Annotated in this window: 12 protein-coding genes and 1 tRNA gene; 5 read left to right on the plus strand and 8 right to left on the minus strand. The window is 46.1% G+C overall.

Going from position 1 to position 12,322, the window contains the following annotated elements; translation table 11 throughout:
* The first annotated feature begins 117 nt into the window (after positions 1-117).
* The 3 genes from infC (at position 118) to rplT (ending at position 1,465) form a co-directional block, all read left to right on the plus strand.
* Positions 118-798 carry a translation initiation factor IF-3 gene (gene infC, locus ACZ42L_RS01230; protein ID WP_464716395.1) on the plus strand — a complete coding sequence of 227 codons (681 nt, stop codon included), beginning with the start codon at positions 118-120 and terminating at the stop codon, positions 796-798.
* An 83-nt stretch (positions 799-881) separates the two neighbouring features.
* Positions 882-1,079 carry a 50S ribosomal protein L35 gene (gene rpmI, locus ACZ42L_RS01235; protein WP_464700015.1) on the plus strand — a complete coding sequence of 66 codons (198 nt, stop codon included), beginning with the start codon at positions 882-884 and terminating at the stop codon, positions 1,077-1,079.
* A gap of 41 nt (positions 1,080-1,120) precedes the next feature.
* Entirely contained in the window at positions 1,121-1,465 is a 345-nt protein-coding gene (gene rplT / locus ACZ42L_RS01240; RefSeq protein WP_036898932.1) for a 50S ribosomal protein L20, read from the plus strand.
* Positions 1,466-1,680: 215 nt separating this feature from the next.
* Here rplT and ACZ42L_RS01245 read toward each other — a convergent pair.
* From ACZ42L_RS01245 to sppA, 5 genes are all read right to left on the minus strand, one after another.
* Positions 1,681-1,753: transfer RNA gene (locus ACZ42L_RS01245), tRNA-Phe, on the minus strand.
* Between the two features lie 102 nt (positions 1,754-1,855).
* The gene (gene thiL / locus ACZ42L_RS01250) at positions 1,856-2,932 is read right to left on the minus strand and encodes a thiamine-phosphate kinase (RefSeq protein ID WP_464703230.1); all 1,077 of its coding nucleotides are present in this window, start codon (positions 2,930-2,932) and stop codon (positions 1,856-1,858) included.
* Positions 2,933-2,946: 14 nt separating this feature from the next.
* The gene (locus tag ACZ42L_RS01255; protein ID WP_464703231.1) at positions 2,947-3,759 is read right to left on the minus strand and encodes a purine-nucleoside phosphorylase; all 813 of its coding nucleotides are present in this window, start codon (positions 3,757-3,759) and stop codon (positions 2,947-2,949) included.
* Positions 3,644-4,819 carry a tetraacyldisaccharide 4'-kinase gene (gene lpxK / locus ACZ42L_RS01260; protein WP_464716396.1) on the minus strand — a complete coding sequence of 392 codons (1,176 nt, stop codon included), beginning with the start codon at positions 4,817-4,819 and terminating at the stop codon, positions 3,644-3,646. Before lpxK ends, ACZ42L_RS01255 begins: the two co-directional genes overlap by 116 nt.
* A gap of 4 nt (positions 4,820-4,823) precedes the next feature.
* The gene (gene sppA, locus ACZ42L_RS01265; RefSeq protein ID WP_464716397.1) at positions 4,824-6,587 is read right to left on the minus strand and encodes a signal peptide peptidase SppA; all 1,764 of its coding nucleotides are present in this window, start codon (positions 6,585-6,587) and stop codon (positions 4,824-4,826) included.
* Between the two features lie 106 nt (positions 6,588-6,693).
* On the opposite strand from sppA, the gene ACZ42L_RS01270 reads away from it, so the two are divergent.
* The gene (locus ACZ42L_RS01270; protein WP_464716398.1) at positions 6,694-7,419 is read left to right on the plus strand and encodes an SDR family NAD(P)-dependent oxidoreductase; all 726 of its coding nucleotides are present in this window, start codon (positions 6,694-6,696) and stop codon (positions 7,417-7,419) included.
* A gap of 23 nt (positions 7,420-7,442) precedes the next feature.
* Positions 7,443-8,837: an acetylxylan esterase AxeA1 gene (gene axeA1, locus ACZ42L_RS01275; RefSeq protein ID WP_464716399.1), complete on the plus strand. Its 1,395-nt coding sequence runs from the start codon at positions 7,443-7,445 to the stop codon at positions 8,835-8,837.
* Between the two features lie 102 nt (positions 8,838-8,939).
* Here the strand turns inward: axeA1 and ACZ42L_RS01280 are convergent, their stop codons facing one another.
* From ACZ42L_RS01280 to ACZ42L_RS01290, 3 genes are all read right to left on the minus strand, one after another.
* Positions 8,940-9,230 (minus strand): hypothetical protein, encoded by a 291-nt coding sequence (locus tag ACZ42L_RS01280; protein ID WP_464716400.1) that lies wholly within the window; start codon positions 9,228-9,230, stop codon positions 8,940-8,942.
* A gap of 257 nt (positions 9,231-9,487) precedes the next feature.
* Positions 9,488-9,961, minus strand: a complete 474-nt coding sequence (locus ACZ42L_RS01285; RefSeq protein WP_464716401.1) for a hypothetical protein — start codon at positions 9,959-9,961, stop codon at positions 9,488-9,490.
* A 642-nt stretch (positions 9,962-10,603) separates the two neighbouring features.
* Complete coding sequence (locus ACZ42L_RS01290; RefSeq protein ID WP_464700030.1) at positions 10,604-12,307, minus strand: RagB/SusD family nutrient uptake outer membrane protein; 1,704 nt, start codon at positions 12,305-12,307, stop codon at positions 10,604-10,606.
* Between the last annotated feature and the right edge of the window lie 15 nt (positions 12,308-12,322).

Here is a 12,322-nt window from a genome sequence, read left to right on the forward strand (position 1 = left end):
ATATGGACAGATAGAGTAATAGAGTATAGATAAAAATAAAGACAAAAGTTTGGCCGTTTGGGCGAAAAGGCGTAACTTTGCAGCCGTTTAGCAAAAACTGTCACATAAAATAGTTGAATGAAGAATGACAAAATGAAAAACCAGTATCGCGTAAATGAACAGATACGCGTGCGTGAAGTCCGCATTGTAGGTGAAAGCGGTTCAGAGGTGATTCCTACACGAAAGGCGTTGGATATGGCTCGTCAGCAGGGAGTAGACCTTGTTGAAATCTCACCAAACGCTCAGCCACCGGTTTGTCGTATCATTGACTATTCGAAGTTCCTTTACCAGCAGAAGAAGCATCAGAAGGAAATGAAGCAGAAGCAGGTGAAGGTAGAAGTGAAGGAAATCCGCTTCGGACCGCAGACAGATGAACACGACTATCAGTTTAAACTGAAACATGCAATGGAATTCCTCAACGAAGGTAATAAGGTGCGTGCGTACGTTTTCTTCCGTGGTCGTTCTATCCTGTTCAAGGAGCAGGGCGAAGTTTTGCTGCTACGCTTTGCCAACGACTTGGAGGAGTATGGTAAGGTAGAGCAGATGCCTAAGCTCGAAGGAAAGAAGATGTTTATCTATCTTGCACCAAAGAAAACTGCCGTGGTCAAGAAAAGCCAGCAGAAGATAGACCGCGAGAAGCGTGAGGCCGAAGCTAAGGCTGCCGTGAAAGAAGAACAGGCTGCAATGGCCGAGAAGAACGGATTGTTCGCCAATGCAAAGAATGGCGAAGATGTGCTGAGCAAACTCAAGGGAGAATAATCTCCGGGAAAAGAGAAAACAGGTGCGTAACGCCGGGTATATGCGTTGCCACTCTATATAAATAACAATTAAACAATAAAAAAATGCCAAAAGTTAAGACAAACTCCGGTGCGAAGAAGAGATTCACTTTCACCGGTACAGGTAAGATTAAGAGACATCATGCTTACCACAGTCACATTCTGACTAAGAAGACAAAGAAGCAAAAGAGAAATCTTGTTCACCAGACATTGGTGGATAGAACAAACTTGAAGCAGGTTCGTGACTTGCTGTGTCTCCGTTAATTATTACTTTTTAGTCGAACTTTTTAAATTAGCAGAAAACTATGCCAAGGTCAGTAAATCACGTTGCTTCTAAAGCAAAGAGAACTAAAATTCTGAAGCTCACAAAGGGTTACTATGGAGCGAGAAAGAATGTTTGGACGGTAGCAAAGAATACATGGGAAAAAGGTCTTACCTATGCTTACCGCGATCGTCGTAATAAAAAGCGCAACTTCCGCTCATTGTGGATTCAGCGTATCAACGCAGCTGCTCGCTTACAGGATATGAGCTACTCTACATTGATGGGTGCTCTGCATAAGGCTGGTATTGAGATTAACCGTAAGGTTCTTGCTGATCTCGCTGTCAACAATCCTGAAGCATTCAAGGCTATCGTTGATAAAGTGAAGTAAGGTATATCCTCTACAAACGTAATATGAAAAGTGTGTCAGGTTATCTGACACACTTTTTTGTTTCTCAGAGGCCCACGGAATATAGTGTGTATAGGGCTTTGACGAAGGTATGGAGTAGGGATAGGTAGAAAAGAAAAGTGTCATCACTCCGAAGAGTAATGACACTGATAGTTTGTTTTGCAATTCCGTATGCTCCATAAGCGGAATCATCGAAGTGGTGCCACCAGGAATCGAACCGGGGACACAAGGATTTTCAGTCCTTTGCTCTACCAACTGAGCTATGGCACCATAGTCCCTTAAAAGGTGTTGCAAAGGTATATATAAATGCTGTAAATCGCGAATGGGCGTGATAGTTTCCCGTAATGGTTAATGAAAATTAACTAAACGGGATTATTTATCTTGCTTTGCCATCGGATTCCAACCTTGTGCCAAGAGTTCAAATTCGTTTCCGTCTCTGCTGATGAGCTGTCTGCCAAACTCTTCTTTCGTGATGTGTCCGATAAGGCGTACACCCTCTATATTCTCAATCTTGGCATGGTCGCCGATAGGAACGGTGAAGAGTAGCTCATAGTCTTCACCTCCGTTGAGAGCACAGGTAGTCACGTTTAGATTGAATTCTTCGGCTAGAACGGCTGTCTGATAGTCGATAGGAATGTTTTTTTCGTAGATGCGACACCCGCAATGACTTTGCTTGCAGATGTGTAGGAGTTCACTGCTCAGTCCGTCGGAGATGTCCATCATAGCCGTAGGGTGTATATTTGCCTCGCGCAACTTCTGTATTATGTCGCCACGTGCTTCCGGTTCCAGTTGTCGCTGGAGTAGGTATTCCTTGCCGGCAAAGTCGGGTTGGAAGTTGCGGAGTTGCTCCAGTGTGCGTTGGTCGTTCTTCTTCTGAGCTTCTTCCACCTGTTGATAGTAGACCGATTTCTCGCGTTCCAGCAGCTGTAATCCCATGTAGGCAGCACCGAGGTCGCCAGTTACGCATACGAGGTCGGTATCCTTAGCTCCGTTGCGGTAGACAATATCCTCTTTCGCAGCTTCTCCTATACATGTGATACTGATGGCCAGTCCGGTGTAGGATGATGTTGTGTCGCCACCCACTATGTCGATATTCCACTTGTCGCACGCCATACGCAGGCCGCTATAGAAGGCTTCCATGTCTTCCACTTTGAAACGTTTGCTGAGGGCTATGTTGACTATCAGCTGTCTTGGCGTTCCGTTCATGGCGAAAATATCGCTGATATTCACCATCGCCGACTTGTATCCCAAGTGCTGAAGGTCTATATAAGTGAGGTCGAAGTGTACTCCCTCCATCAGCATATCGCTGGTTACAAGCACTTCTTTATCGGGATAATGAAGTACGGTGCAGTCGTCTCCTACGCCATATTTCGTCGATTCGTTCTTGATTTGAATGTCTTTTGTGAGGTGTTCGATGAGGCCGAACTCTCCCAATTCGGATATTTCCATGTGTTGATATAGTCTTATTCTGTTCTCTTAATCATCTCGCGCATAATCTCAGTCATTAAAGGTTGGGCGCCATTGGCAGCCTCTTGCACCTCTTCGTGAGACACGGTTACGGGCTGACCTTCCAATCCCAGGTCGGTGATGATGCTGATTCCGAATGTGCGGATACCGCAATGATGGGCCACGATTACTTCGGGTACGGTACTCATTCCTACGGCATCAGCTCCCATGCGGTGGTACATTCTGTATTCAGCAGGCGTTTCGAAGGTAGGGCCTTGTACTCCCATGTAGACACCATGTACCACTCTGATGCCCTTCTCTGTTGCAATTTGGTCGGCCAGGGCAATGAGACTCTTGTCGTATGCCTCGTGCATATCGGGGAAACGAGGACCTGTAGGGAAGTTCTTACCGCGTAGTGGATGTTCGGGGAAGAAGTTGATATGGTCGTCGATAATCATTAAATCGCCTATTTTGAAATCGGGATTCATACCGCCTGAAGCGTTGCTCACGAAGAGAGTCTTGATACCCAACTCGTACATGACACGTTCCGGGAACGTCACTTCCTTCATGTCGTAGCCCTCGTAGTAATGGAATCGTCCCTCCATGGCCATGATATCCTTACCTCCGAGCTTACCGAATATCAGCTTGCCAGCGTGTCCTTCGACCGTAGAAACAGGGAAATTGGGGATTTCGCTATATGGAAATTCGTAACTGTCAGTTATCTCTGAAGCTAATTGTCCGAGACCTGTTCCGAGTATGATTGCCGTTTTTGGACTTGTTGTCATCCTTGCCTTTAACCAGGATGCTGTTTCTTGAATTCTTTCGTACATAGTCAATGATTTTATTATTGAATAGCTCTTCATCGTCGAGCATGAATTTTGTCTGAATAGGGAGCGCATAGAGATGCTTTCGTGTGTCCTCGCTGAAACCGTCTAAGATACTTAGGCGTGCTGCATCTTTTTCTGTTGTCAGGATGATGCGAGGTTCGGGTAGGGCAGTGAATGCCCGCTCAATGTCTTCAATATCGCGTGCCGTAAAGCGATGATGGTCTGGGTAGCTCATGGGAGTGAGTGTCTTGACACAGGCTGTGAGGTCTTGTTCCATCTGCTGTGGCGAAGCAATACCTGTCAAGAGCAATATATTATAATCCTTTAAATCTTCCTTTTCGATTTTCTTTTCGTCGAATACGGCCTGTGGGTCTACATATTCTATGGTCGAGAAGAATAGACTCTGATAAGGATAGAGGTCCATCGCTTTTGTCAGTACGCGGAATTCCATAGGATTTAAGTCCTTGGGACATTTGGTGATAATGACAATATCGGCGCGGTTTTTGCCGGCATGTGGTTCGCGGAGTCTTCCTGCCGGCAACAGTTTGTCGTAGATGATAATGCGGTGATAGTCGACCAAGAGGATGTTGATACCAGGTTTTACATAGCGATGTTGGAAAGCATCGTCCAGTAAAACGACGTCGGTATCATTGGTAGCTTCGTCGGTGATGAGTCGGTTGATGCCCCTGCGACGATTCCCATCCACGGCTATATAGGCATTGGGATATTTCTTCTTCATCTGGAAAGGTTCATCACCAATCTGCTCCATCGTCGTATCGGTATCGGCAAGCAGATACCCCCGCGACTTACGCTTGTATCCTCGCGATAGCACGGCGACTTTTACCTTGTCTTCGAGCAGTCGAATCAGGTATTCCACGTGTGGGGTTTTTCCAGAGCCGCCTACTGTTATATTGCCTACAGAGATAACCGGTATGTCAAAAGCGGTGCTTTTGAGCACACCCATCTCGAAGAGACAGTTCCTGAATCTGACCCCTATGCCATAGAGCCAACTGAATGGTAACAGCCATTCATTGATTTTTATCAGATCTCCTTCCGTTCTCATGATGTTACTGTATTCGTAATATATAGGGCATGGCAGCCTGCAATTTATCCCTATGCTTCATATCGTTGATGAGCTTGAAAGTTGTGTAGTATTCGCCGAATGTAGCTTCCAATCGACTGTCCAGGAAGCTACTGTTGTCTGATACGGACATTAAATTATCCAACCAACTTTTTGCTGCGGGATAACTTTCAGTGCTATAATTCTTTAGTTTGGCCAGCTCGGCAGCCTTGGCCACAGCTTTATTCAAGCCTCCCAACTCGTCTACAAGGCCCACTTTGACAGCGTCAGCACCCAGATAGACATGTCCCTGTGCTATGTTTTCTACTTGCTCCATCGACATCTTCCTGCCTTCGGCTACACGTTTTTTGAACAATCTGTAGCCGTTTTCGATAGTTGTTTGCATGATGTTGAACTGCTCCTCGGTGAGGAAATGCCCACTTGCTCCAAAGACAGCGTTGCGATTGGTCTTCACTTCGTCGAATTTCAGCCCCAGTTTCTTGGTCATCAACTCTGATTGGTCGGGGAGTAGGCCGAAAATACCGATGCTGCCGGTAAGCGTAGTGGGGTCGGCAACAATCCAATTAGCCGGACAACTCATGTAATATCCACCGGAAGCAGCTGCGCCACTCATCGAGATAACCACCGGTTTCTTTTTCCGTAGTTCGGCAATCTGATGCCACAACTGTTCCGATGCGTAGGCATCTCCACCTCCAGAGTTGATTCTGATGACAACAGCCTCTATGTCTTCATCCTTAGCCAAGTCTTGCAAATCGCGGCACACATCCTTGGCTATAATCTGATGATTCTCAGCAAACATGCTTTGAGGTATCTTGTCGTTCACTATATCGCCGTAGGCATAGTATATCGCGATGCGACTTTCTGAGCTTACTGTTTTCTGTTCCACCAGTTCGGCCGGTGTTACCAGATTCAGCTCATCGTCTTTATCCACTCCGATAGCCTTCTTGACGATGTCCTTGATTTGGTCGTTATAGCACAAGCTGTCTACCATTTTATAGCCAACCATCTTCGAAGGCTCTTCCATGCCAATCAGTCTGTCGGCATAAGCATTGAGTGAATCTTTTGAAATCTTGCGACTGCCGGACACAGCATTCAGCACCGTGTCCCACCATCCATGAATATATCGCTCGGTCTGTTCACGGTTAGATTCCGACATCTTATCCTCGGTAAACATTTCTACGGCACTCTTATATTTGCCCATTCTGAACGGAACTACCCTTACACCCACTTTGGACAGCAAGTCTTTCACATAGACCATCTCTCCACCTATACCTTTCCAGGTAATCGAGCCAATAGGATTCATGTAAATTTTATCGGCAGCAGTTGCCATGTAATAGTTTAACAGCGAGTAGTCTTCACCGTAAGCTATCACCTTTTTCCCACTCTTTTTAAACTCCAGCAGTGCGTCGCGCAACTCCTGTCTCTGTGCTATGTCGGCATTCAGGTTGCCTGATTCCAGATAGATGCAGCTGATATTGTCGTTATGGGTAGCTTCGTTGATAGCTTCCATATACGTTTTAAAGCTGACATTGGTGTTGCCGTAGAGTTGATCGCTCAATGTCGTCTCGTCATACTCAGACATGTTTCCGTCGAGCTTTAGCAACAATACGGAGTTGGGTTTTATACTCTTGGTAGAACTATTTGCAGTCATCATGCCGATGATACCGATAAAACAGAAGAACAATGTAATAATTCCGAAGATAAAGAGACCAACGATGGTGGCAAATACGTTTTTGAGAAAATCCTTCATATAAAGCTTTTGATTTCAGAGAGATATGATGCAAAGATACGTGTTTATTTTGATTTTATCTGCTAAAGATTTATATTTTAATCAAAAATAATTAACTTTGTGCACCATGAAAAAGGCTATTATCATGGGGGCTTCGTCGGGGATAGGCCGCGAGGTAGCCCTGCTTCTGTGCCAGGCTGGTTGGCATATCGGTATTGCAGCGCGTCGTTTAGAGGCATTGCAGGAGATTCAGGCGCAGTATCCTGCACAGGTTGGCATTGCACAGATAGATGTGACGTACGAGGATGCGCCCACGTTGTTGTCTCGTCTGGCCGATGAGATGGGACGGATAGACCTTTATATCCACATGTCCGGTATCGGAAAACAGAATCCGATGCTCGAACCGGGTATCGAGGCCGCCACTGTCGACACCAATGTCGTGGGTTTTACCCGCTTGATAGATACCATGTTTCACCTCATGGAGAAGCAGGGACAGGGGCATATAGCCGTTGTCTCGTCTATAGCCGGCACTAAGGGATTAGGTCCTGCTCCTTCCTACAGTGCTACCAAGGCCTATCAGTCTATCTATATTCAGGCACTGGAGCAGTTGGCCCATAGCCGTCGGCTTGCCATTACCTTCACCGATATTCGTCCGGGCTTTGTAGATACCCCTCTGTTGTCGGGCGGTCATTATCCCATGCTGATGAGTAAGGAGCGTGTGGCACGCGATATTGTCCGCTGCATATCAGCCCATCGCCATGTGGCAGTGATTGATACACGCTACGCCATCCTGACCTTTTTCTGGCGGTTGATACCCGATTTTCTCTGGCGACGCATGAATTTGACAAAATGATATATAAAACCAACTACTTTCGTATGAAAAACTTTTCACTTTTTCTAGTCTGTCTTTTATTCTCTGTGATGGGGTGGAGCAAGGCAGCCACTTTTCAGTTAAAGCTAGCTACAGGGCGTACTACCGTGTTGACAGCCTATTTGCCCGATGCTTCGGTGGCTACCGGTCGGGCTGTCGTAGACTGTCCAGGGGGTGGATATCAGATTTTGGCCACAGCCCATGAGGGACATGACTGGGCAGCATACTTCAACCGTCAGGGCATAGCCTACTTTGTCTTGGAATACAATATGCCAAAGGGCGACCGCCATGTGCCGCTCAACGATGTCCGTCAGGCGCTCCGTACGGTGCGCGACAGTGCTGCGTCGTGGCGTGTCAACCCTGCCGATGTGGGTGTCATGGGCTTTTCTGCCGGTGGCCATTTGGCCGCCATGGCTTCCTGCCTGCTGAGTTATGCCGACCGTCCCGACTTTTCCATCCTCTTCTATCCGGTCATAACCATGAAACGAGGCACTCATGTGTCTTCAAGGGCACAGCTGCTAGGACAGTATAAAGACGATGCTGCCATGCAGGAACAATACTCGATGGAGACCCGCGTACGTGTGCATACCACGCCACCGGCCATTATCCTGCTTGCCAACGACGACGATGCTGTGAACCCAGTATCTAATGGCGTGGCCTATTATTCGGCTATGCGGCGCCAAGGCAACGACTGTACACTCCATGTCTATCCCAGTGGTGGCCACGGATTTGGATTCTGGTCAAGTTTCGCCCATCACGATCAGATGCTCAACGACCTCACAGCTTGGCTCCGACAACTCAATTCTCCGCGTGCCGATGCTGTTCGCGTGGCTTGCATCGGAAACTCCATCACGGAAGGTATGGTCCTGTCTATGCCCTCCCATACGAGTTATCCGTCTGTGCTGCAACGTCTTCTGGGCAGTCAATATCATGTCGGCAACTTCGGTATATCGGCCCGAACCCTGCTGCGGAAAGGCAATCTGCCTTACACCCAGGAGTCTGTATGGAGAGATGCACGCGAGTTTCTACCCAATGTAGTGGTGCTGAAGCTGGGTACGAACGATACCAAACCTGAGAATTGGCAGCACGGTAAAGACTTTGCCACCGATTTGCAGGCTATGGTCGATACGCTCAAAGCTTTGCCCACTCACCCTGCTATCTATCTGTGTACGCCCATCCCTGCCTTCAAGCCTACATGGAATATGAGCGATTCCATACTGGTCAATGCCATCATTCCGGCTATTCGGAAAGTGGCGAAGAAGAATAAATGCAAGGTTATCGACTTGCATACGGGCTTTGCAGCATACGGTCGTCTGATGAATCAAGACGGTATTCATCCTAATGAGGAAGGGGCTGCGAAGTTGGCCGAACTCGTTGCTGCCGAATTGAAGAAACATTAAGCGCCGGCAACTTTCGAAAATTCTTTGAGATACTATTCTCTTTATACGGTAACAGGCATGGTGTATGCGTTTTTCTATGATACACCATGGCTGTCTTGATTTTTAGAAGCCTCTGAACTTTACGTAATCAATATTTTGTATCGTGTAATCTTTAGTTTTCTCTTGTATGTATTCCATCCAATTCTTCTCTGGAACATCTTGCCAAAAATCGTTGTCGTCTTCCCATAAGCCTAAATTTATATGCACACTAAATTTTTCCTTCTCCATCTGTGCATCTTTTTCCGTCTTGTCAAAGATAACGACTCCTGTCATCTTTTCCCTGCCATCGGGTTGATTCCAAGCACTCTCAGAGAGAGTTGACATCCAGTTTATCGGGAAACCGCTTCCTTTCATATAGGCATATATGACAGAGGCTGGTCAACCAATGAATTTTTGTTTGTTTTTCACCACCTCTTATTAGGAAGTTCTCTTTTTCCAAGTCAGTCTCTAAAAGGGGAATGTGTGTAGTCCCCGACGTTTGTGCATTGCCAAATATACATAACATGCCTAGTAGACATAATGTTACAAATCTTTTCATATCGCTGATAGCTGTTAGAGCATAGAAGGTAGAATTTCTTATAGTATGACTCCTGATTTAATGATGTTTCTATTCAATGTAATCTCATTTTGACATAGCTTATATCTTGTATTATATCATTTCCCGTTCGCTTTTGTATATATTCCATCCAATTATGTTTTGGTAGATTTTGCCAGAAATCCACATCGTTTACCCATAATCCGAGTTCTATAGTTACCAAAAAGGCAGTATTCGTTGCTTCAATCTCTTTGATCGTTTTATCAAAGCATATGACTCCGGTCATATATTCTATTCCGTCTGGTTGGCTCCAAGGGCCGACTGTTGAGGTTGACATATGCCTTATAGGAAATCCATCAGCCTTAAGAGCTTTATAAACTTCAGAAGCTGGTTGTCCTATAAGGTTTCTTTTGTTCTTTACTAATTGTTTTAAGTAATTTTCTTTTTCTTGATCAGTTTCCAATAAAGGAACATCTATGGACCTCGGCGTTTGTGCATTGCTAAAAATACATAATAAACCAAACAGGCATAATGTTACAAATCTCTTCATACCAGTTGCATTTTATTTTCAAGAAGCTGTTGAAAACTCTCTGATTGTGAACATGCACATAGTTATAAAATAAAGATTAGTAAGGTTAGATTCTTTAAAATTACCCCTACATTCATGAATGGATATTGTAGTCTCATAAACAAAAAGGTTAATTATTGTATTTTGCTCCAAATATAAAGAAATAAACTATATGTTAGTGTTAACGGGTATGCCAATTTGTAGACGATTAATGTTTTTTAATAACAGTATTTTACTGGCTTCTTTAATCAGAGTTGTGTTGATAATATAGGTATGCTTACTGTTTTATAGAGGCATAGTGGCAACATGGAGTAGTTGTGGCATGTTCCATCTTTAAGAATTGCTGCCTTGATTGTGATGCGACTGATGATTGATTTTATATCTGGTTGTAAACCAACAACTTACAGACTAAAAAACTTAGAAACTCAAAAGAGCCTATTTTGCGTTACTGCAAGGGCCAAACAGCAATGCTGCAAAGGCTTGGCAGCACATCTGCCAAGCCTTTGCAGTAATAGAAGTGTTTGAGAGGTGGCTACAGGCAGAGCCGCTATGGAGTAGAGACAAAATAAAAAACCGTGCCAGACCATAGGTTTGGTCCGGCACGGTTATCGTGGTCGTAAAGTGTTACCAGTTAGGATTCTGTCCGGTGGCAGGGCTCAGGGTGAGCTGGCTGTTAGGGATAGGATAGAGGTAATACTTGTTGTGGAATGTTCTCGTGGCCGATGTTCCAATCATGTATTTGTCGGCATCTACTTTGACTGCGTCGTCTGTCATGTTGGCGAGGTTGGCACCGCGGTTGATGTTGGGATACTTGTTGGAGTCGAGCTTGTCGAGCTGATGCCAACGCACCAAGTCCCAATAGCGATACCAGTTGTCGGTCATCAGTTCGCAACGGCGGGTACGGCGAATCTCCCAAATGAGATTGCTGACACCCATATTGTTGGCCGGGTCGGCAGCTACGGCAGTGGTCATGGCCGGTAGGCCGGCGCGCTTTTGCAGCAGATTGATGGTCTTGTCGAGGTCGGCATTGGTAATCGTACCCATTTCGGCCTTTGCTTCAGCGCTGTTGAGGAGCACTACTGCGTACCAGTAGAGCGGTGCATCGGTGTAACCGGTGTTGGTATTGGTGCGGTAGTATGCCTCCAGCGTCAGGTTATCGTATTTTCTGATGGTGTAGCCTGTAGACGAAGTCATCTCTGAAGAGCCTGAAGCCTTACCCTCATTGTTGAGTCTTGCCCATCCATGCCCTTTGAAACAGATGATGGAGTCAATCAATACGCTGAGTCGTTTGTCGCGCTGTGCAAGGGCTTTGTTGATAGAGAAGTTGCCGTCTTTGTTGAGAACAGCCTTGTCGTCTTTATTGCATGAGGTCGTAGCAAGCGGTTTTCCATCGGTGAAGAGGAAAGCGTCGAAAGCATCTTTCGTGATACCGTTGATTGTGGTGGAGCTACAGGTGTAGTCGACAGTGCCGTGCATAATCATATCTTTCTCGTAATTGCGGAAGAAGATGATTTCTTTGCATTGATTCAAATTGAGATTGTTATACACCTCACCATAGTTGGCGGTCAGGGCATAAGTACCCGAAGCAATGATGGCATCGGAAGCTGCGGCACTCTCTTGCAGGTATTTCTTGGCACGGGCAGCATCGGGAGCCTTGCCGTTGTCGGCCTGTGTGCGGTATTTGCAGAATGTACCTTCGTAGAGACAGATGTCGCTCTTCATGGCCAGTGCCATGTCCTTGCTCCATGCGGTCTTGTCTGTGGAAGTGCTGAGATTGGCTATGGCATAGTTCAGGTCGTTGAGTACCGAGTCCATGACGACGTCTCTGTCGGTGCGCTCTCCGTAGATGGTGGCGTCTTCAGGGTCTAATATAACCTGATTCTGCCACTGCACATTGCCGTATTGGCGTACCATCTGGTAGTATTGCCAGGCCCTGTTGAGACGGCCTACAGCCTTATAGTAAGTACGATTGGCCAGAGTAGAATTCTCCATGCCTTGCAACATGTAGTTGATACGGCGGATTTCCTCGAATCCCTCTGTCCAGGCACTGGCTGTAGAAGGAATGGTCTTGAAGGTCCAGTCGGCAAAATTGCCATCTACTTGGTCGTCGGACAGTGTCTTGAAATAGAACCAGCCGAAGCTGCCACCAGAACTGTATCCGGTGTAGCTGTCGTAGAACTTGTTGCTATAGCTGGCTACGTCGTTGGCATTGTTCCAAAAGCTTGGGTCGTTGGTGAATGTGTCACGAGGTGACTTGTCCAGGAAGTCGTTGCAGCTGGTGAGCATGCAACCGGCTATTGCCATGATATATAGGATTGATTTTTTCATAATCGTGATATCTTA

The organism is Prevotella mikamonis, from assembly GCF_055381405.1.